The sequence below is a fragment of the Nonlabens spongiae genome (genome assembly GCF_002117125.1).
Lineage (GTDB): Bacteria > Bacteroidota > Bacteroidia > Flavobacteriales > Flavobacteriaceae > Nonlabens > Nonlabens spongiae.
Genome location: NZ_CP019344.1, coordinates 2,939,068 through 2,959,364, shown reverse-complemented (window position 1 = coordinate 2,959,364; position 20,297 = coordinate 2,939,068). Strand labels below are relative to the sequence as shown.

General features: G+C 37.7%; 23 protein-coding genes. 22 read left to right on the top strand and 1 reads right to left on the bottom strand.

Translation table 11 applies throughout. The features are described 5' to 3' along the window. Positions 1-33 precede the first annotated feature (33 nt). Complete coding sequence (locus BST97_RS13555; protein ID WP_085767740.1) at positions 34-450, bottom strand: HYC_CC_PP family protein; 417 nt, start codon at positions 448-450, stop codon at positions 34-36. Between the two features lie 226 nt (positions 451-676). Here BST97_RS13555 and BST97_RS13550 point away from each other — a divergent pair, with 226 nt between their 5' ends. From BST97_RS13550 to BST97_RS13440, 22 genes are all read left to right on the top strand, one after another. Next, positions 677-2,905, top strand: coding sequence for a TonB-dependent receptor family protein (locus BST97_RS13550; RefSeq protein WP_085767739.1), 2,229 nt, complete (start codon positions 677-679; stop codon positions 2,903-2,905). Positions 2,906-3,064: 159 nt separating this feature from the next. Beyond that, complete coding sequence (locus BST97_RS13545; RefSeq protein WP_085767738.1) at positions 3,065-3,487, top strand: HYC_CC_PP family protein; 423 nt, start codon at positions 3,065-3,067, stop codon at positions 3,485-3,487. A 178-nt stretch (positions 3,488-3,665) separates the two neighbouring features. After that, positions 3,666-4,247 carry a helix-turn-helix domain-containing protein gene (locus BST97_RS13540; RefSeq protein WP_085767737.1) on the top strand — a complete coding sequence of 194 codons (582 nt, stop codon included), beginning with the start codon at positions 3,666-3,668 and terminating at the stop codon, positions 4,245-4,247. Positions 4,248-4,318: 71 nt separating this feature from the next. Next, positions 4,319-4,921 (top strand): WG repeat-containing protein, encoded by a 603-nt coding sequence (locus BST97_RS13535; protein WP_085767736.1) that lies wholly within the window; start codon positions 4,319-4,321, stop codon positions 4,919-4,921. A 135-nt stretch (positions 4,922-5,056) separates the two neighbouring features. Next, positions 5,057-5,518, top strand: a complete 462-nt coding sequence (locus BST97_RS13530; RefSeq protein WP_085767735.1) for a hypothetical protein — start codon at positions 5,057-5,059, stop codon at positions 5,516-5,518. A gap of 296 nt (positions 5,519-5,814) precedes the next feature. Next, on the top strand, positions 5,815-6,030 hold the full coding sequence (locus BST97_RS13520; RefSeq protein ID WP_085767733.1) for a heavy-metal-associated domain-containing protein: 216 nt from the start codon (positions 5,815-5,817) through the stop codon (positions 6,028-6,030). A 21-nt stretch (positions 6,031-6,051) separates the two neighbouring features. Continuing rightward, a complete protein-coding gene (locus tag BST97_RS13515) occupies positions 6,052-6,270 on the top strand; it encodes an SHOCT domain-containing protein (protein ID WP_085767732.1) in 219 nt (72 codons plus the stop codon). Between the two features lie 16 nt (positions 6,271-6,286). Next, the gene (locus BST97_RS13510; protein WP_085767731.1) at positions 6,287-6,562 is read left to right on the top strand and encodes a DUF5676 family membrane protein; all 276 of its coding nucleotides are present in this window, start codon (positions 6,287-6,289) and stop codon (positions 6,560-6,562) included. A 68-nt stretch (positions 6,563-6,630) separates the two neighbouring features. Beyond that, on the top strand, positions 6,631-7,278 hold the full coding sequence (locus BST97_RS13505; protein WP_245833584.1) for a lycopene cyclase domain-containing protein: 648 nt from the start codon (positions 6,631-6,633) through the stop codon (positions 7,276-7,278). Between the two features lie 12 nt (positions 7,279-7,290). Next, positions 7,291-7,752 (top strand): universal stress protein, encoded by a 462-nt coding sequence (locus tag BST97_RS13500; protein WP_085767729.1) that lies wholly within the window; start codon positions 7,291-7,293, stop codon positions 7,750-7,752. A gap of 22 nt (positions 7,753-7,774) precedes the next feature. Beyond that, entirely contained in the window at positions 7,775-9,130 is a 1,356-nt protein-coding gene (locus tag BST97_RS13495) for an NAD(P)/FAD-dependent oxidoreductase (protein ID WP_085767728.1), read from the top strand. A 20-nt stretch (positions 9,131-9,150) separates the two neighbouring features. After that, complete coding sequence (locus BST97_RS13490; RefSeq protein WP_085767727.1) at positions 9,151-10,164, top strand: type II glyceraldehyde-3-phosphate dehydrogenase; 1,014 nt, start codon at positions 9,151-9,153, stop codon at positions 10,162-10,164. 11 nt (positions 10,165-10,175) lie between these two features. Beyond that, positions 10,176-11,237, top strand: a complete 1,062-nt coding sequence (locus BST97_RS13485; protein ID WP_085767726.1) for a class I fructose-bisphosphate aldolase — start codon at positions 10,176-10,178, stop codon at positions 11,235-11,237. 8 nt (positions 11,238-11,245) lie between these two features. Beyond that, the gene (locus BST97_RS13480; protein ID WP_085767725.1) at positions 11,246-12,586 is read left to right on the top strand and encodes a dicarboxylate/amino acid:cation symporter; all 1,341 of its coding nucleotides are present in this window, start codon (positions 11,246-11,248) and stop codon (positions 12,584-12,586) included. 2 nt (positions 12,587-12,588) lie between these two features. Continuing rightward, positions 12,589-13,560, top strand: a complete 972-nt coding sequence (locus BST97_RS13475) for an ATP-dependent 6-phosphofructokinase (protein WP_085767724.1) — start codon at positions 12,589-12,591, stop codon at positions 13,558-13,560. A 3-nt stretch (positions 13,561-13,563) separates the two neighbouring features. Continuing rightward, positions 13,564-14,553, top strand: coding sequence for a 2-hydroxyacid dehydrogenase (locus tag BST97_RS13470; RefSeq protein WP_085767723.1), 990 nt, complete (start codon positions 13,564-13,566; stop codon positions 14,551-14,553). Between the two features lie 47 nt (positions 14,554-14,600). Beyond that, complete coding sequence (locus BST97_RS13465) at positions 14,601-15,374, top strand: SDR family oxidoreductase (RefSeq protein WP_085767722.1); 774 nt, start codon at positions 14,601-14,603, stop codon at positions 15,372-15,374. A gap of 22 nt (positions 15,375-15,396) precedes the next feature. Beyond that, complete coding sequence (locus BST97_RS13460; RefSeq protein WP_085768269.1) at positions 15,397-16,233, top strand: universal stress protein; 837 nt, start codon at positions 15,397-15,399, stop codon at positions 16,231-16,233. Then, positions 16,230-17,075: an ATP cone domain-containing protein gene (locus BST97_RS13455; RefSeq protein WP_085767721.1), complete on the top strand. Its 846-nt coding sequence runs from the start codon at positions 16,230-16,232 to the stop codon at positions 17,073-17,075. The genes BST97_RS13460 and BST97_RS13455 overlap by 4 nt, the downstream gene beginning before the upstream one ends. Positions 17,076-17,114: 39 nt before the next feature. Continuing rightward, the gene (locus tag BST97_RS13450) at positions 17,115-17,369 is read left to right on the top strand and encodes a hypothetical protein (protein ID WP_085768268.1); all 255 of its coding nucleotides are present in this window, start codon (positions 17,115-17,117) and stop codon (positions 17,367-17,369) included. A 15-nt stretch (positions 17,370-17,384) separates the two neighbouring features. Further along, on the top strand, positions 17,385-18,761 hold the full coding sequence (locus BST97_RS13445) for an MBL fold metallo-hydrolase RNA specificity domain-containing protein (protein WP_085767720.1): 1,377 nt from the start codon (positions 17,385-17,387) through the stop codon (positions 18,759-18,761). A 28-nt stretch (positions 18,762-18,789) separates the two neighbouring features. Then, positions 18,790-20,292, top strand: a complete 1,503-nt coding sequence (locus tag BST97_RS13440) for a thymidine phosphorylase family protein (protein WP_085767719.1) — start codon at positions 18,790-18,792, stop codon at positions 20,290-20,292. The last annotated feature ends 5 nt before the right edge of the window (positions 20,293-20,297 follow it).

Sequence of the window (20,297 nt, the reverse complement as noted above, 5' to 3'; positions counted from 1 at the left end):
TAATGTTGGACGTAAGAGTTAATTACTTAAAAATCAAATGAGGAAAGTCTGGTCTAGGACTTGAACGTCCCTAATAAGGGGCGGTGGGGAATAATCTACAAATACTTCGTTATCTGAGTTTTCATACTCAAACAAATCTAAATACGATTGGATAAATGATACAACAAATACTTGCTGTTCTTTATCCAGTTTTTCGAAGGAAATTTTTAGTGTATCCTGACCTTCTAAAAGCAATTGCTCATCACTACAGCAGTTTTTCTTGGTAATATCACAATTAGAAGAAGTAGAAGTTTTTTGAACTTCCATACCGCAGGTTTCTACTTTTCCAAACAAAGAAGAATCAACTAAAACATCACCGCAATAATGACTTGCCAACGTAAAAGAAAACGTTGAGAATAACACTAAAAGTGCCATACAAAATGATGCTATTTTAAAAAAAATCTTCTTCATCAATTGTACAAAAGTATAAAATTTTAAGTAAAGTCTTTTTATTTAACAAACAATTTGCATAACGTTTCGGGTTTTTTATGGTTATAATTTTTTTCTAAGGATAAGTTATTGAGCTTAAAATACTTTAAAATTATTATTAAGAATTATTCTAAATAAGATTGGTTCTTTAAAACCAGTACATTACATTTGTCTTCTATTTAAAATCATTCTAAATAATTTATTACCAATGAGAACTCTATTTTCCCTACTATTTATCTTGCAGTTTACATATATATTGGCGCAAACAAATCCTCAAAAAAAGGATACTATACAACAAAAGACGGAACGCCTAAAAGAAGTGATTGTATCCGCTAACACCATACTGGGCAGTAAATTTGAGATTAAAAACAAAACAGGTTCTGCGAGCTATATTTCCGAAGAGGATTTAAAAAAATTTTCATATACAAATATCAATAGGGTATTACAAACGGTTCCAGGAATTAATATTTACGAAGAGGATGGTTTTGGACTACGTCCAAATATAAGTTTGCGAGGTACATCGCCTGAGCGTAGTGCAAAAATAAATTTGATGGAAGATGGCGTTCTCATTGCCCCAGCACCCTACAGCGCACCTGCCGCCTATTATTTCCCAACTATTGGGCGTATGCAGGCCGTCGAAATCTTGAAAGGAAGCAGTCAAATTCAATATGGACCCAACACCACGGGCGGTGCCATTAATATGATTTCTTCCCGAATTCCTGACGAATTTTCTGGACGAGCTTCCATTGCCGCAGGGAATTATGGCTCAAAAAACACGCAATTAGTCATTGGTGATAGCTATCAAAACTTTGGATTTGTAACGGATTATTTCAATTACAGCTCAGACGGTTTTAAGGATTTAGATGGCGGTGGCAATACAGGATTTGATAAATCTGATTATTTGGCGAAGTTTAGGGTCAACTCAAATTTAGATGCAAAAATGTATCAGTCTCTAACATTTAAAATCCAATATTCTGAAGAAGAGGCAAACGAAACTTACTTGGGATTGACCGATGAAGATTTTGAAGAAAACCCTTATAGAAGATACAGGGCGTCGTCCGAAGATGTAATGAACGCCGAACATCAACAATACCTACTTACCCATTTTATACAAATATCCCCTTCGTTAAATATAAGTACTACCGGCTACTTAAATAAATTCAAGCGCAATTGGTACAAATTGGACGATGTAAATTTAGGCGAAAGGGTGAGCATTAGTAACATCCTGTCCTCACCACAGGATTATCCCTTAGAATACCAAACCATTTTAGGAAACGAAAACACCCAAGACGATGTTATGGGCATAAAAGCAAATAACAGAACATACACCTCAAATGGTGTTCAATCCATTGCCAAATTACGATGGGGTTCTGATTGGCTACAAACCCTGGAAGCGGGAATACGCTACCACGAAGATGACGAGGACAGATTTCAGTGGGTGGACAGGTACGCATTTCAAAACCAAGAATTAATACAAACCACGGTGGCCGAAAAAGGAACTGACGCTAATCGTATAAGCAGTGCAAAAGCATTGGCGGCGCACCTCTTGTACACCCTTAAAATTGAGAACCTGACCTTAACACCTGGCTTGCGCTATGAAAATATAACCCTTACCCGAACGGATTATGGCACGAGCGACCCAAACAGAACTGGTCAGGATTTAGCTATTCGCGAGAACAAAGTAGATGTATGGATTCCCGGCATAGGTGCGAACTACAGATTCAATAACTATATATCGGTCTTCGGTGGGGTACATAAAGGGTTTTCGCCACCAAGTAATACACAGGGACAAAATGCAGAAGAAAGTATTAATTATGAGTTGGGTTCTCGATTTGGCTTCAAAGGTTTTTCAGGGGAACTTGTCGGGTTCTACAATGATTATCAAAATCTGTTGGGAAGTGATTTGGCCGCGACAGGTGGCACAGGAAGTCTTGACCAGTTTAATGCAGGTGAAGTTCGTGTAAGTGGCCTTGAACTTTTGCTTAATTACAATTTGCTATACAATACATCAGAGAAATTTAAACTTCCTCTATCGATTTCCTATACGCTTACCGATACCGAATTCCTGACCAGTTTTGACAGTAACGAAGATATCTATGGGGTGGTTACCAAAGGGGATGAAATACCATACATTGCAAAAAACCAATTAAATGCAACCTTAGGGCTACAGAATAAGAAATTTGAAGTAAACCTAAATACGCGCTATACAGGTGCATTTAGAACCAAGGCTGGTTCTGGACCAATTCCAGAAAACTTCAAAGTAGATTCTAATTTCATCTTTGACTTATCTGTTCAATATTTTTTAAATGAAAATTTTATGCTATCAACAAACATAATAAACTTATTTAATTCAGAATATCCTGTATCTCGCGTACCAGCAGGTTTACGTCCCGGTCATCCTTTTGGAATCAATTTTGCCGTCGGTTACGGATTTTAAAGTAATCTTTATTTGATGACAAAAGTCATATTTTTTGAAAACCGATTATTTTAAATTCGTAGCGTAAAATTAAAGTTTATGATAAATCAAAAAATAATAACATAAACTAATTTTTAACATTTTTTTAAATTTTTGATATAAAATCATTAATTTTATTACGTGAAATCTTTTTTTACCAAAATATTGGCCTTCTTTTTAGCAGCTACTATATTTTTTAGCACAGCTTCATTTACAGTAGATATGCACTTTTGCTGCAATAAATTGGTTGATATGGCACTCTTTGGAAAAGCCAAAGTATGTGCAGACAAGGCTCAAAAAAAAGATTTAAACACAAAACAGTGTACTTCTCTTCAAGAAAAAGATTGCTGCAGCAACCAAACTTTGATTAAAACAGGTGATGACACCATAAAAAAGGCTCAGACCCAACTTGAGTATGAAGATATACTCTTTCTTAACACCTTTTTTTACACTTACCTCAATCTATTTGAAGGGCTTGAAAAAAACATCATTCCTTTTGAACAATATAGGCCGCCCTTGTTGTCTAAGGATATACAGGTTCTTCACGAGACATATTTAATTTGATTTTCTTACTTGCAGATTGATCATATCAATCTGTATCCTCTATTATAGTCAAAGAACAACTTCTGGCTAAACATTGTTGTATCCATTACCCAACAACACAATTTATCAAATTAACCCAGTAAGGTTAAAACCTTACAAACTATTGAGCCGAATACTCAATAGTAACACCAATACTATAATGAGCTCACCAAAAGAATTCTGGATTAAGAATATGGTTTGTAGCAGATGCCTTAAAGTTATAAAACAAGAACTACAAGAATTAGATATTACTGTACTCTCATTAGAGCTAGGAAGGTTATTGGTAGAAGCACCTAACCTAAATGAAGCTGCTATAACGGACAACGTAACAAGGGTGCTTCACACAAATAGTTTCAAAATTGTAGAAAATGAAGAAGAGATGCTGGTTGAAAGAATCAAAATTCTACTAATCGAGCAACTTGTTGAACTACCATTGGATATGAAAGTGAAGACCTCAGAACTCTTGGCCTCAGCATTGCATCGTGACTATAAGACACTGAGCAAACTATTTTCAACCATTGAAAAATCAACCATTGAAAAGTATTTCATCAAATTGAAGATAGAGAAGGTTAAAGAACTTATCCAACTTAAACAACATTCCTTCTCTGACATAGGTTACCTATTGGACTATAGCAGCGTAAATCATTTATCCAGACAGTTTAAGGAAGTGGTGGGAATGAGTATGACAGATTACAAGAACACAGGAAATTGGAAACGGAATTTCTATGATGAAATTATATAGATATCAACGAAAGTTATGCAGATAAAGGTCTGCAACAGTCATTAATTTTAACAAATTAAATCAAACCAAAAATGAAAAAATTTGTCATCGCATTACTGCTCATCCCTTATCTGGGAATAGCTCAAACTTTAGAAAATTTAGACTACATCTCGCCTTTTAAAGATGGCGTTGCCGCCATTAAAAAAGGGAACGAATGGGGTTTTATTGACCAAGAAGGAAAATTAATCATTGATTTTCGAAATGATTTGGTGGTAACCAAAACAGACAACGCCAATTACCCAATCTTTGAAGACGATAGATGCTTGATTGCCCATCATAAGGGTGGGGTGCTCTATTATGGATATATAAATAAAGAAGGGGGAACTGTTATTGCACCTCAATTTCTTAACGCCACCAATTTTAATAACAAAAAGGCAATAGCACTAAAGGTACACAAAGAGACCATTGGCTATAATGATATTTTCAAAAAGGACGTGGTAAGCTATCATTACTTTGAAGTGGTTATAGATAAAACCGGAACGACGATGGACCACTTAACACAACTGGCCTTACACGTTTCGCCACAGAACATAAAAAATAGTGGTTCCCCAACCATAACATCAAAATTTATTTCGGCCAATTTGGTCGCCGTAAAAGGAAACAACTCTAAATGGCAAATCAAAAAAATCGATTAGTAAATATTATACTAAAACAAAAACTTAAAAATTCAGCCCGATTAATAGCTGATAACCCATTCCCTCTCTATAACCCAATTAGCTATTGGGAATGGGTTTAAAAATAAATTTATGTCTAATTAAATAACAAAGAAAATGAGAACACTATTTATTGGTTTACTGGCAATTGGCCTTTTCAGCTTAACCAGCTGCAAACAAGAAACAGACACGCAAGCACTACTGGAAAATCCTGAGACGCGCACAGAGGTTTTTAATAGCATTGTTGAGAACGATGCATATATGGCCGAGTTTATGGAAAGTATGCACGGAAATCCAGCAACAATGAAAATGATGCAAGGCAACAAAAAAATGATGGGTTCTATGATGAATGGACAGGGTATGCAAATGATGATGAAGGATAGCACAATGATGCATTCAATGATGAACAGAATGATGGGCGATGGAAAAATGATGGGAAATATGATGAAAATGATGCACGAAAAAGGAATGATGACTGAAGATTGTATGGAATCCTGTTCTATGATGATGAAAGATAAGGGGATGGATATGATGTATATGAACAATGAAACAGAAAACAATCATTCTGAACATCACTAATTTCTAACCCATAAAGCAAAGCACAATGAAAAACAGTCACTGGATATGGATGGTCATCGGATGTGGACTACCGTTGCTATTTATTTTTTTAGCACCATCGTTTGGTATAGGAAGCAGTTCTTCTCTGTTCATTTTCATCCTCGTTATGTTCGGTATCCATTTATTTATGCCCCACGGTTCACATCGGCACGGAAGACCCAATAATCGTAAGCATCGGGATGGCAATAACAATCAATCTGAACAGAACACAAAAGAAGAACACAAAAGACATCAAGATCACTAATAAATAAAACACAATGAAGCAAAAATTTCAAATAAACGGAATCAGTTGTGGTGGATGTGTAGCAAGGGTCAAGAAGACTTTGGAAGAACATCCCAATATCGAAAAGGCAGAAATTTTTCTGGCGCCAAAAGGCGCAACGTTTATCACGATGACAGAAAAACTTTCAATTACTGAATTACAAAAGCAACTCAGCAAACTTAACGGATACACAATTACAGAAATAAATTAATAACAACTAAAACCAAAAATTATGCATTTATACGACGGACATTTTGGAGGTATGCACCTAATATGGTGGATTATATGGATAATATTTATTGCTTGGATATTCTTTATCCCAACAGATATTCCCTATCAAAAAACTAAGAAGGACAGCCCGCTCGATATTCTCAAAAACCGCTTTGCAAAAGGTGAAATATCTAAGGAAGAATTCGAAGAATCTAAAAAGATTATAAACTCGGACAACTAAATTAAAACTAAAAATTATGTATCGATTAAACGTAAAGAAATTAGGATTCGCATTCGGGCTTACCGGAGCGTTAATTTACTTGGGCTGTATGATTGTAATGGCAACAGCAGGCCGAGAAGCCACTATAGATTTTTTCAACAGCCTATTGCACGGTTTAGACACCACGAGCATTATTAGGATGGATGTACCCTTATGGGAAGCAGGATTAGGAATAGTACAAACATTTATTTTGGGATGGTTAATTGGTGCTTGTATCGCAGCTTTTTATAACGCTCAAATTAAAAAACAGTAAGGTTTATGCAATACGTCTGGTTCATATGGTCACTTATAATTCTTGCGCTTTGGGCAATCATCTATCTGTTGAGAAAAGAATCAAGAAAAGAGATGCTCAAAATGAGCCTTATAACAATGCCTTTTGGTTTAACTGAACCTTTGTTTGTTCCAGAATATTGGTTTCCACCTTCGCTGTTCAATTTGGCTATAAAAACAGGTTTTGATATAGAGAGCCTTATCTTTTCTTTTGCCATTGGCGGGATTGGCACGGTACTCTACAACCTTATTTTTAAACGAAGCCTCGTTAAAATTCCGCATAGCGAGCGTGGTCATCAAAGACATAAGCTACATATTTATATACTATTTGTGCCTGCACTGGTCTTTTTTATACTCGCCCTATTTACATCGCTCAACCACATTTATTGTGGGATTATCGCTTTGTTCATAGGTGGTTTGGCAACACTCTATTGCCGTCCAGATTTAAATAAGAAGATTTGGGTCGGAGGAATCTTGTTTACAGTACTGTACTTCATTTATTTCGGAAGTATCCTTCCGTTTTATCCTCAATATGTGGAGCTGTACTGGAATCTTGACAACCTGACCCATATTCTTTTCTTGGGTGTACCCATAGAAGAACTACTGTTCGCCTTCACCTTTGGTATGTACTGGTCTGGATTATATGAACACTTGTATTGGAGAAGACTTATAAAACCGAAAGGAATTTTAACCAACTAAAACATTCAAATTATGAAAATACTATTGGCAGTAGACGGTTCAGACTTTAGCAAAGCTGCTGTAGATGAAATCAATAAAATGATATTACCATCATATGCTGAAATCTGCATCATAACTGTATATGAGTTTCCCACTATGATTGGCCCAGAATTAATGGCCACAGGTGGAAGCTTGAACAACTACTACGAAGATTTCATAAGTGGCGCTAAAACAATAGGTAATAAAATTGTTTCGGAAGCCAGCGATGTTCTAAAGAGCAAAAACAAAGCTCTTAACATAACTACTATCGTTGTGAGCGGACTACCCAAAAGTGCCATCCTCGAAAAAGCCGAGGATTGGAAAGCAGATTTAATTGTAGTGGGCTCTCAAGGTCAAGGTGCGTTGTCGCGCTTACTTTTAGGCTCTGTTTCCCAATATTTAGCCACCCACGCCAAGTGCTCGGTACTTATTGCAAGAGATAAAGATAAAGGGTGAATGAAATATGAACAACTAACAAATGAAAGATAGCCACACACATAAGAAAATAATGTCATCTGCCTGCAAGGTAACGGATAATATCTGCCTTCCAGATTCTGACCTACCTCGCGTAGTTATCATTGGTGGTGGTTTTGCTGGTCTGGCATTGGTAGAAAAATTGAAACATAAAGAAGTACAAGTTGTATTGTTCGATAAAAACAACTTCCATCAATTTCAACCTTTATTCTATCAAGTGGCAACGAGTGCTTTGGAGCCAGACAGCATTGTGTTTCCATTTAGAAAACAATTTAAGGGATATAAAAATGTAGTGTTCCGCTTGGCGGAAGTCGAGGAAATTCAACCCTCATCAAATACATTAACAACTACCAAAGGAAAAGTCCACTACGACTATCTGGTACTTGCAACTGGTACGACCACAAATTTTTTCGGAATGGATTCCGTAGCCCAAAACAGCTTAGGGATGAAGGATATTCGTGATTCCCTCAACATTCGCCATATGATGCTGCAAAACTTAGAACAAGCAGCCATTACCTGCGATGATGATGAACGTGATTCCCTAACAAATTTCGTTATTGTTGGAGGTGGTCCCGCTGGCGTAGAAATGGCAGGAGCTTTGGCTGAATTTTGCAAATACATTCTACAGAAGGATTATCCAGAATACCCTGCTTCCATAATGAACATTTATTTGATAGAAGCTATTGACGAGTTGTTAAGCACAATGTCAGACAAAGCATCATCAAAAACTTTAAAGTATCTGAAAGACTTAAATGTAAAAGTACTATTCAACGAGTCGGTAAGTGATTATGACGGTTCAGAGGTTACTACGAATAGCGGAAAGAAGATTTTAGCAAGAAACCTCATCTGGACGGCAGGTGTAAAAGGACAATTCCCCAAAGGTATAGATGAAAAACACGTGGTTAGGGGTAACCGCTTAAAAACTGACTCGTTTTTAATGGTAGAAGGCTGCAAAAATATTTTTGCCGTAGGCGATATAGCGGCAATGATTACTACAGACACACCCAAAGGGCATCCACAAGTAGCCCAAACAGCAATCCAGCAAGGCAAATATTTAGGTAATGTATTATTGAAAATTATTAAGGGTGAAGGCGCAAAACCTTTTGAATACAAAGACAAAGGTTCATTGGCCACAGTAGGAAAACGAAAGGCTGTTGCCGATTTAGGCAAATTCAAATTTGCTGGTTATTTCGCTTGGTTGCTATGGTCAATTGTACACTTGTTATCTATAAGTGGATTTAGAAATAGATTGATGGTTGGTTTTAATTGGGCGGTTAGCTATTTCACTTATGAAAAAAGCAACCGCCTAATTATTCGAAATTTCAAACATAAATCATTAGTCGACAACACAGAAGAATAACTAATTAAAACAAAATTTATATGAAAAAAATAGGAGTTATAGGATACGGAGTCATAGGAAAAAGGGTGGCAGATGCCATCAATTTACAAGATGATATGAAGCTTTCGGGCGTTTGCGATATCATCAGCGATTGGCGTATTCAAAATGCAGTAAGAAAGAATTACAACATATACGCAGCAACTCAAGATGCAGCTGATAATATGAAATCTGAAGGGATTTCTGTTAAAGGCAATATGCAGGAACTTTTAAAGAAATCAGACCTTGTTGTGGACTGTACGCCTAAAAAGATTGCTGCTCAAAATGTAGCGATTTATAAAGAACAGAATATAAAATTTATTTTGCACGGTGGCGAAAAACACGAAACCACAGGGCATTCCTTTAGTGCAGAAAATAATTACAAATCCGCTCTAAACTTGAATGCGACAAGAGTAGTTTCCTGTAATACTACGTCTATTTTAAGAACCTTGACCGCTTTAAAAAGAGCCGATTTATTGGATTATGCCAGAGGTACACTTTTAAGAAGAGCTACAGACCCTTGGGAAAGTCATTTAGGTGGTATTATGAATACGATGGTTCCCGAAAAAGATATCCCAAGCCATCAAGGTCCGGATGCTAAAAGTGTTGACCCAGAACTGGATGTCATCACCGCAGCAGTAAAAGTACCGCAAACCTTAAGCCATATGCACTACTGGAATGTGAAATTGAAAAAGCAAGCGACAAAGGAAGAAGTGCTAAACGCTTTCAAAACTTCAAGTCGTATTAAACTAATTCGGTATGACCAAGGCTTGGTTTCTAACAACACCATTAAGGAAATGTTTCTGGATATGGGAAGACCTTGGGGCGATATGTATGAAGTTGCTCTTTGGGAAGATATGCTGAAAGTAAAGGGAGACGAACTCTTTTATGCCTACGTGGTAGACAACCAAGCTATTGTTATCCCAGAAACCATAGATGCTATTAGAGCACTAACTGGAATTGAAACAGATGGGGGGAAATCCATCGCCAAAACCAATGAAAGCTTAGGAATTCATTAATCCTCTTTTAAATGAAAACAGATATAAATATCACAGAGCTTTTAGGAGACAAAGCTGATTTCTACTTGAATCACGTTTGTGAAAGAATCACAAAAGATGAATTGCAGACACCAAGTAAAAATAGTCTTGAAAAAGTATTTGTCAATAGCAACAGAAATCCACAGGTAATAAGAAGCCTTAACCAATTATACAACCACGGCAATCTTGGTGGCACAGGCTATTTGAGTATTCTTCCAGTAGACCAAGGCATTGAGCATAGCGCAACCTTTTCATTCTACAAGAACCCGGATTATTTTGACCCTGAGAACATTATAAAACTTGCTATCGAAGCGGGTTGTAATGGTGTGGCATCTACGTTTGGAGTATTGGGCTTGAACGCTCGAAAGTATGCCCATAAAATCCCTTTTATCGTTAAGATTAACCATAATGAGTTACTCACCTATCCCAATAAATATGACCAAACGCTCTTTGGTAATGTAAAAACCGCTTGGGATATGGGAGCAATTGCCGTAGGAGCTACGATTTATTTCGGTTCAGCAGAAAGCAACAGACAGCTAAAAGAAATAGCTGAAGCTTTTGAAGAAGCCCATAATCTGGGAATGGCCACCATCTTATGGTGCTATACACGGAACGAGGCATTTAAAACCAACAAGGAAGATTATCACGCATCGGCCGATGTAACCGGACAAGCCAATCATATTGGAGTAACGATACAGGCAGATATCATCAAACAAAAATTACCAACCAATAATTTTGGTTTCAAAGAGATAGGATTTGGAAAATATGATGATGAAATGTATAAAACCCTTACCACAGACCACCCTATTGACCTTTGCAGGTTGCAAGTAGCCAATTGCTATATGGGTAAAATAGGGCTGATTAATTCAGGTGGTGGTTCCAAAGGCAAATCAGATTTGTCCGAAGCTGTAACAACTGCCGTCATCAATAAAAGGGCTGGTGGCTCTGGGCTGATAATGGGAAGAAAAGCATTTCAAAAGCCCTTTAGCGAAGGCGTGAAAGTATTACAATCTGTTCAGGAAGTTTATTTGGACGATAAAATTAGTGTAGCATAATCAACAGAATGTTTGACACAGAGATAAAATCATTAAAATCACTTAACCACTACCTCCTTAAACTGGTAGAAAGCCGTCTATGGCTTAAAGTAATCATTGCTTTGTTGTTAGGTGTTGGATTTGGTCTGTTATTGAGTCCACAAAATGGATGGATTTCTAAAGAAACAGCAGATATCGCGGGGAATTGGCTGGCATTGCCCGGTGTACTATTTCTGAAACTGGTTCAAATGATTATGATTCCGTTGATTGTGGCTTCCATCATCACAGGAATCGCAAGTAATGATAAGGACAGTTTAAAAAAATTAGGTGGTGGTGTTTTACTATATTTTTTGGGCACAACAATAGTTTCGGTTAGCATTGGTACGATACTATCCCAAATTTTTAGACCGGGTCGTTTTCTTCATCAACAAGCACTAAAAGAGCATAATGAAATTACGGCAGTTTCAACTGATGAACCCGAGCTTTCCTTCGGAGTTGAAACGATTCCTGATGCCATCTCAAACCTGCTTCCTGAAAATCCATTGGCATCTATGGTAAGTGGTGAAATGTTAAGTATTGTGATTTTCACAATCATTATTGGTGTAGCTGTGCTATCTCTTGAAAATGATTTACTGCGCCCAGTAAAGCTGCTTCTAAGTGCCATTCAGGAAGTCTGTATGACGGTGGTAAAATGGTCTATGTTATTAGTCCCTATTGCTGTTTTCGGACTTATGGCACAGCTTACCTCTAGTGTTGGTTTGAGTTCTCTATCTGGCCTCACCTACTATGTGGGTGTCGTCTTGCTCGGTCTGTTATTCTTAGTAATTTTCTATTTAGGGCTAATTGTGCTTCTTGGAAAAGCAAACCCTATGCATTTCTTAAAAAAAATAAGGGACGTTCAATTATTGGCCTTTTCAACCACAAGCTCTGCGGCCGTGATGCCACTTTCCCTTCAAACAGCCGAAGAAAAATTAAAGGTGGACAAGACCATTAGCAATTTTATCATTCCCATTGGCGCAACCGTCAATATGGATGGTACTGCACTTTATCAAACGATAACAACCCTTTTTATAGCCCAAGCCTATGGACTGGAAATGAGTTTACTCAATATTATTGTGGTCATTGTAACTATCGTTGCTGCTTCAATCGGCACACCTGCCATTCCCGGAGGTGGTGTGGTGATACTCGCTTCTGTTTTGGGAAGTGTTGGTATCCCAGCCGAAGGCATCATCATTATTATTGGTGTAGAAAGATTGTTGGGAATGTTCAGGACTGCTGTAAACGTAACGGGTGACCTTACAGCTTGTATGGTTTTTAATAGGTTGTATGGTATAAAAAACATTGAAATTCTTAAAAAAGAAGCTTTATAACTATGGATAGTACTATAAAACATATAGGTGTATTTACCTCTGGAGGTGATAGTCCAGGGATGAATGCAGCCTTGTACGCCATTACAAAAACGGCTGAAGTAAATGGTATAAACGTAAGCGGCTTTCGAAAAGGATATGAAGGATTGATAGACGGTGACTTGGTTCAATTAAAATCACACGAATTACAAAAACTGACCCAAAAGGGTGGCACTATCCTTAAGACAGCCCGAAGCAAACGTTTTCTCGAACTGGAAGGTCGAAAAAAAGCCTTGCAAACTCTAAATGTAAACAAAATAGACGCTTTAATTGCCATTGGTGGTGATGGTACATTTAAAGGATTACTTGCTTTTTCAGAGATATGCGATATCCCATTCATAGGGATTCCCGGAACTATTGATAACGATATTTCGGGTACGGATTACACCCTTGGTTTTGATTCTGCAGTTAACACAGCCATTGAAAATATTGATAAAATAAGGGATACTGCCGAATCCCATAACCGTGTGTTCATTGTTGAAGTAATGGGAAGGGATTCGGGTTACATCGGTATTCATTCTGGATTGATGGTTGGTGCGGACGCCATATTAATTCCGGAGAGCGGTACGGACTTTATTAACCTTTTGGGTAAGGTGAAAAATTACGATAGCGAGGATGCTTTTCTAATCGTAGTTTCTGAAGGTGACGAAATTGGTGCCGAACTTGTTTCTTCAAAAATAAAGGAAGTCAATCCCAATGTCGATTTACGCATAACAAAGCTTGGCCACATACAGCGAGGTGGAAATCCTTCTGCTTTGGATAGAATGTTGGGCATAAGGCTTGGGGTGGAAGCCGTAAAATCGCTTTTACAAAGTAAAAAGAATGTAATGATCGGGATTTTAAACAATCAATTGCACTTAACCCCTTTTAATGAGGTGGTCAAGCAACATCAGGTCAATAAAGAATTGCACGAACTTTTAGAACTATTTGGAACATAAATTATGAAAACAACAATATACAGCACACATAAATTCGATAAGCCTTCCATTGAAAACGCTAATAAAGGAAAACATCAATTGAATTTTCTGGAATTTAGGCTAACAAAGGAAACCGCCTTATTGGCAGAAGGTTCAAAGGCCATAGCACTTTTCTCAAGTGACGATGCCTCTTCGGAAGTTTTGGATATTTTACACAAACTAGGCATAAAATTTATCGCATTACGTTCGGCAGGTTTCAATCACGTCGATTTAGAAAAAGCAGCTGAATTGAATATAAAAGTGGCCCGTGTCCCAGCCTATTCACCTTATGCCATTGCAGAACATACAATGGCTTTGATACTTGCATTAAACCGAAGACTGATTAAAGCCCACAATAGAGTGCGCGAACAAAATTTTTCTTTAAACGGACTTACAGGTTTCGACTTAAACAGAAAAACTGTAGGTGTCATAGGAACAGGAAAAATAGGCGCTGTATTGGTTAAAATTCTACACGGTTTTGGCTGTAATATCCTTGTACACGATATAGTTGAAGATGAAAACCTTATCAATTTATATGGTGTTCGCTATACAGATTGCGAGACCATTTGCAAACAGTCCGATATCATAAGTCTTCACGTTCCACTTACAGCTTCAACTAAACATTTGATTGATGCAAAGCATATTTCATTGATGAAACAAGGGGTAATGCTTATCAATACAAGTCGTGGAGGACTGGTCGACACCAAAGCGGTTATCGAAGGCCTAAAGTCTAAAAAAATTGGCTATTTCGGCATCGATGTGTATGAGGAGGAAGAAGGGTTGTTTTTTGAAGACCATTCCGAAAATATATTACAGGACGATGTAATTGCACGGCTAATGACTTTCAATAATGTACTAATTACAAGTCATCAAGCCTTTTTGACCGAAACAGCATTGACCAATATTGCAGAAACTACAATCTATAATCTGGATTGTTTTGAAAAAGGAAAAGTTTCAGGAAATGAGATTCCCTGAACCATAAAAACTTAATAATTAATCGTTTAATCTTAAAGTTTAAAATTATGAAACGAGTAAAAAATAAAGTTGCCATTGTCACAGGAGGAGCATCTGGTTTGGGAAAATCAAGTGCTAAACTATTGGCAAAAGAAGGAGCAAAAATAGTCGTGTCAGATATAGACGAGGAAGGTGGTAAAAAAGTAGTTCAACAAATAAAAGAAGACGGTGGTGAGGCCATATTCATTAAACAAGATGTTGCCAAAGAAGATGAATGGAAGAACGTTATTGAAACTACCCTTGAAACTTATGGAAAATTACACATTTTAGCAAATTCTGCTGGAATAGGACTCGGAGGAACAGTTGAAGATGTAACCCTTGAAGATTGGAAAAACCTCATAGATATAAACCTAAATGGCACTTTTTTAGGCACCAAATATGGTATAAAAGGTATGAGGAAAACAGATGAAGGTGGTTCCATCATTAACTTCTCTTCCATTGAAGGACTTATCGGTGACCCCAATTTACCTGCGTATAACGCAAGTAAAGGCGGCGTTACCATTTTTACAAAATCTGCCGCCCTACATTGTGCAAAGCAAGGCTATGGCATCCGTATCAATTCTATCCATCCTGCTTATATCTGGACCCCAATGGTAGAGAATTTTCTCAAGGCTCAAGGTGATGTAGAAGAAGGCAAAAAACAACTGGAAAGTTTACATCCAATTGGTCATTTGGGAGAACCTGACGATATAGGGTACGGAGTTGTATATCTGGCCTCTGATGAATCCAAATTTATGACCGGTTCCGAACTGGTTATCGATGGTGGCTATACCGCCCAATAAGAAAAACAATAAAACTAAAATTATGAAAAACATACTCGTACCTACCGATTTCTCGAAAAACTGCACTAAAGCGGCAAACCTTGGTATCAAAATAGCAAAGTTATACGATGCTGAGATACACTTTTTACACCAAATGACCACACCTGTTGATTGGGTAAAGCTGGATAAACAAAAGGAAAAAAGGTATCCCAAAACCGTAAAGGAAATAGGTGTCGCTAAATCAAAATTGCGGGAACTGGAAAAAAAGGCGGAACACGAAGGGCTTAAATGTCGAACTTTTCTTCAATTTGATTCGGGACAGAAAGATATTCTAGAACATTCTGGTCATTTCCATGACGATTTCATCGTTACCGGCAGCAGTGGAACCAAAGGTGTCATTAGAGAAATTACTGGTAGTAATGTTGAAAAAATAGTTCGAAAAGCCAATGCGCCCATTATCGTTGTCAAAGAAGAGGATGTCACGTTTCCCTTCAAGGACATTCTATTTGTTTCTTCTTTTGAAGAGGATGTCACGCATCCATTTCAAGAAGTCTTGTCAATAGCCAAAAAATGCGATGCTAAAATCCATTTGTTACGAGTAAACACAGTAACTGACTTTAATAGCATAGAGCTTGGCTTAAATCCTGTAAAGGAATTTCTTGAAAAATTCCCCAATCTGAAGAACTTCTCAATGAGCGTCCATAATGAGTCTTCCGTAGAGGCAGGCATCAATACATTTTTAAAACATCAGCCCGCAGATTTAATTGCAATGAGCACCCACGGAAAAACGGGATTTTTGAGCCTATTTTCAAAAAGTATTGCCGAAGGTGTTACAAACCATTCTTCTCTACCTGTAATGACCATACATATTAAAAAATGAAAAATCCAATCAACATAGTGAAGTATTCAGGTGATGTGGTAGCCTTTGATGTAGATAAGCTTATCAATTCCTTAAGGCGTTCACAAGCGAGCGAAGAATTAATTCAGCAAATAGTTGAACAAGTCGAAGGTCAACTCTATAATGGAATTACCACAAAAAAAATCTATCAGATGGCATTTAAAATGCTTAAGCGTAAATCTCGTGTAAGTGCCTCAAAATACAAGCTAAAAAAAGCGATAATGGAATTAGGGCCATCAGGATTTCCTTTTGAAAAATTTGTTGGTAAGATTTTAGAGATGGAAGGCTTTAGCACAAAGGTGGGAGTTATTGTTCAAGGTAATTGTGTACAGCACGAAGTTGATGTTATCGCCCAAAAAGAAAACAAACACTATATGGTTGAATGCAAATACCATAGCGACCAAGGCAGGTTTTGTAATGTAAAAATCCCATTATATATCCATTCACGGTTTTTGGACGTAGAAAAGCAATGGGAACACCAAAAAGGTCACGAGGCTAAACTTCATAAAGGAGCTGTGTACACCAATACGCGTTTCACAACCGATGCCATTCAGTACGGGAAATGTGTTGGAATGCTTTTAAGCAGTTGGGATTATCCAAGAGGAAATGGTCTCAAGGACAGAATAGATAAATCTGGGCTACATCCCTTAACCGCTTTAACAACACTTACTAAAGCTGAAAAAACAAAATTATTAGATGAAGGCATCGTACTCTGTAAAGAGCTTCACGAAAGTCCGAAGCTCTTGGAAAAAATAGGAATTGATAAAAAAAGACATAAAAAGATTCTTGAAGATTCAGAAAAATTATGTTCAGTACATCAATAAAAAACAATGCAACAATCAATAATTCTAAAAAAAAGTCAAATGAAAAAAGAAAATTCACAACAACAGAACCAATTAGATTTTGAGCCGTTTTACGAAGCTCTCGAAGACGACCCGAAATTGCTTGACGAGGCCATAGAAATTCTATTGGATATGGTTGAGTTAGAAACTAACTCTATTAAGAAGGTAGCACTTTATATCAAAGAGGATTCACGAAATCTATATAATGAGATAACAAAATTATATAAATCGAGCCAAAACCAAAGCAATACACCGTCCTGCTGTGGTGGACACTAATTAAATGCTATAAAGATGACAAACAACAAAATAAACATCCATTTTTTAGGAGCAGCAGGCACAGTAACCGGTTCAAAATATCTGGTAGATACAGGAAATAGAAAGATACTGATAGACTGCGGTCTTTTTCAGGGATTGAAGGAATTACGCCTTAAAAACTGGGAGTATCCACCCGTTAATGTTGCTGATATTGACGCTGTTTTGCTCACCCACGGTCATATGGACCATACAGGTTATCTGCCGAGATTGGTAAAGCAAGGTTTCAAAGGGCCCATCTATGGTACCAATCCCACCTTGGACATCGCAAAAATCATATTGAATGATAGTGCCAAAATACAAGAACAAGAAGCCGAACGTGCCAATAAAGAGGGCTATTCCAAACACAGTCCTGCGGAACCACTTTACGATTTAAATGATGTAGAAAAAACAATCCCTTACTTCAAAGGAGTACCACCCTCGCAATGGCTACCCATTCTCAAAGATGTGAAAGCGAGGTTTCAATACAACGGACACATCCTTGGTGCCACATACATTGAGTTAGATATACGCGGAAAACGTTTCGTGTTTTCTGGCGATATAGGCAGAACAAATGATTTGTTACTGTTTCCACCCTTAAAGCCAAAGAAAGCGGATGTGTTATTTATTGAATCCACCTACGGAGGAAGGCTTCATCCCGACGAAGTAGAAGCACTTCCACAAATTGAAAAATTGGTCAATGACACCATCAACAGAGGTGGCAGCTTATTTGTCCCAAGTTTTTCGGTAGAACGTGCCCAGCTAATGATGCTCATCTTTTGGAAATTATTGAAAGAAAAGAAAATCCCCAGAGTACAAATGATTATGGACAGTCCGATGGGTGCCAACGTATTGGAACTGTTTCATAGAACTCGGGATTGGCACAGATTGGAAGACAATGAATGTGACGAAATGTGCTCGCACTTTACGGTTGTTAGCAGCTATCGTGAAACAATGGAATTAAGAACAGATAACAAACCCAAAATCGTGATTGCAGGAAGCGGAATGCTCACAGGCGGAAGAATGCTAAACTACCTTGAAACACAGGCACAAAACCCCAACAACACCTTGCTTTTTGTGGGTTATCAAGCTGAAGGTACGCGAGGCAGAAAATTATTGGAAGGCGATAAGGAACTTAAAGTGTATGGAAAATGGGTGCCCTTTGATATGGAAGTTGCAGAAATTGAAGGTCTTTCAGCACACGCAGACCACGCAGAACTTATGGACTGGATGGATAAGATAAAAAACAAACCCGAACGTATTTTCATTGTACACGGTGAAAAAGAGAGTGCAGAAGCATTGCAAAAAGGCATCAAGGAAACCTATGGGTGGGATGCAGAAATTCCGCAATTATACACCATCGAAGAAATAGAATAAATCGAAAAATCACAACAACCAATAAAATATGGACACACACTCAAACATATTAAAATATAAACATCTCGGAATCTATACCCAAAACGAAAATGTAGTGTATATGCGCGAAGATTGCCACGTCTGTATTTCAGAAGGGTTTGAGGCACTTACCCGAATAAGAATATCCAATGCAAATACATCAATCGTAGCAAGTCTTAATGTCCTGAATTCTGATATTCTGTTGCCTAATGAAATCGGACTATCAGATGCTGCTGCGAAAAAACTCAATGTTTCCCCAAACGATACATTATATGTTTCCCATTTAGAGCCTATTGAATCCTTAAGCCACGTCAGGGCAAAAATCTATAACAAAAAACTGGATTATAAGGCCTATAACAACATCATAACCGATATCGTGGAAGGCGATTATTCCAACATCCACCTTTCGGCATTTATTACTGCCTGTGCTGGCGACCGAATGGATATTGATGAAATATCCGACCTAACGAAAGCAATGATTGCTTCCGGAAAGCAACTGAACTGGAACAAGGATATCGTGGTCGACAAACATTGTATTGGCGGATTGCCTGGCAATAGGACAACACCATTGGTAGTTGCCATTGTTGCCGCGTATGGGCTTACTATGCCAAAAACATCCTCACGGGCAATCACTTCGCCAGCAGGCACAGCAGATACAATGGAAGTACTGACCAATGTTACGCTCTCTTCCGAGGAAATAAAGACCGTAGTAGAAAAAGAAGGCGGATGTTTTGTTTGGGGCGGTACAGCGCAGTTAAGTCCTGCCGATGATGTGCTCATTAAAATTGAAAAAGCCTTGGATATTGATAGCGAAGGTCAGCTCATCGCTTCAGTACTCTCTGAAAAGGCAGCAGCTGGTTCTACTCACGTGGTCATTGATATTCCCGTGGGAGAAACCGCCAAGGTTCGCAGTACCGAAATGGCAGAAAAACTAAAAAATCATATGGAAACCGTTGGAACTGCTGTTGGGTTGAATGTAAAAGTTGTAGTTACGGATGGCACGCAGCCTGTTGGAAGGGGTATCGGTCCAACTTTAGAAGCCATAGATATATTAAAAGTTTTGAAAAATGAGGAAGATGCACCTAAAGACTTAACAGAAAGAGCATTGCTTTTAGCTACTGAACTATTAGAACTTTCTGGAAAAGTAGAAAAAGGAAAGGGACAGGAAACCGCACATAAAATTCTCAAATCTGGAAAAGCATATGAAAAATTCGTAGCCATTTGTAAGGCGCAAGGTCAATTTTCAAAACCAGTTTTAGCACCTTATAAAATTGAAATTAAAGCTGAAAAGTCAGGCGTTTTCCAACGAATTGATAACCGTAAAATTGCAAAACTGGCCAAGCTTTCTGGAGCACCACAATCTAAATCGGCAGGGATTCTTCTAAATGTGCATTTGGGAGAACAAATCGAAGAGAACCAACTGCTTTATACCATATATGCTGAATCCAAAGGTGAACTTAATTATGCCTTGGAATATGAAAACAACCATAACGACATCATAACTATAATTTAAAAAAC

Excerpts from the sequence above, each read along its gene's own strand:
- BST97_RS13555 (WP_085767740.1), bottom strand. The coding sequence starts at position 450 with ATGAAGAAGATTTTTTTTAAAATAGCATCATTTTGTATGGCACTTTTA.
- BST97_RS13550 (WP_085767739.1), top strand. The coding sequence starts at position 677 with ATGAGAACTCTATTTTCCCTACTATTTATCTTGCAGTTTACATATATA.
- BST97_RS13540 (WP_085767737.1), top strand. The coding sequence starts at position 3,666 with ATGAGCTCACCAAAAGAATTCTGGATTAAGAATATGGTTTGTAGCAGA.
- BST97_RS13535 (WP_085767736.1), top strand. The coding sequence starts at position 4,319 with ATGAAAAAATTTGTCATCGCATTACTGCTCATCCCTTATCTGGGAATA.
- BST97_RS13530 (WP_085767735.1), top strand. The coding sequence starts at position 5,057 with ATGAGAACACTATTTATTGGTTTACTGGCAATTGGCCTTTTCAGCTTA.
- BST97_RS13520 (WP_085767733.1), top strand. The coding sequence starts at position 5,815 with ATGAAGCAAAAATTTCAAATAAACGGAATCAGTTGTGGTGGATGTGTA.
- BST97_RS13515 (WP_085767732.1), top strand. The coding sequence starts at position 6,052 with ATGCATTTATACGACGGACATTTTGGAGGTATGCACCTAATATGGTGG.
- BST97_RS13510 (WP_085767731.1), top strand. The coding sequence starts at position 6,287 with ATGTATCGATTAAACGTAAAGAAATTAGGATTCGCATTCGGGCTTACC.
- BST97_RS13500 (WP_085767729.1), top strand. The coding sequence starts at position 7,291 with ATGAAAATACTATTGGCAGTAGACGGTTCAGACTTTAGCAAAGCTGCT.
- BST97_RS13495 (WP_085767728.1), top strand. The coding sequence starts at position 7,775 with ATGAAAGATAGCCACACACATAAGAAAATAATGTCATCTGCCTGCAAG.
- BST97_RS13490 (WP_085767727.1), top strand. The coding sequence starts at position 9,151 with ATGAAAAAAATAGGAGTTATAGGATACGGAGTCATAGGAAAAAGGGTG.
- BST97_RS13485 (WP_085767726.1), top strand. The coding sequence starts at position 10,176 with ATGAAAACAGATATAAATATCACAGAGCTTTTAGGAGACAAAGCTGAT.
- BST97_RS13480 (WP_085767725.1), top strand. The coding sequence starts at position 11,246 with ATGTTTGACACAGAGATAAAATCATTAAAATCACTTAACCACTACCTC.
- BST97_RS13475 (WP_085767724.1), top strand. The coding sequence starts at position 12,589 with ATGGATAGTACTATAAAACATATAGGTGTATTTACCTCTGGAGGTGAT.
- BST97_RS13470 (WP_085767723.1), top strand. The coding sequence starts at position 13,564 with ATGAAAACAACAATATACAGCACACATAAATTCGATAAGCCTTCCATT.
- BST97_RS13465 (WP_085767722.1), top strand. The coding sequence starts at position 14,601 with ATGAAACGAGTAAAAAATAAAGTTGCCATTGTCACAGGAGGAGCATCT.
- BST97_RS13460 (WP_085768269.1), top strand. The coding sequence starts at position 15,397 with ATGAAAAACATACTCGTACCTACCGATTTCTCGAAAAACTGCACTAAA.
- BST97_RS13455 (WP_085767721.1), top strand. The coding sequence starts at position 16,230 with ATGAAAAATCCAATCAACATAGTGAAGTATTCAGGTGATGTGGTAGCC.
- BST97_RS13450 (WP_085768268.1), top strand. The coding sequence starts at position 17,115 with ATGAAAAAAGAAAATTCACAACAACAGAACCAATTAGATTTTGAGCCG.
- BST97_RS13445 (WP_085767720.1), top strand. The coding sequence starts at position 17,385 with ATGACAAACAACAAAATAAACATCCATTTTTTAGGAGCAGCAGGCACA.
- BST97_RS13440 (WP_085767719.1), top strand. The coding sequence starts at position 18,790 with ATGGACACACACTCAAACATATTAAAATATAAACATCTCGGAATCTAT.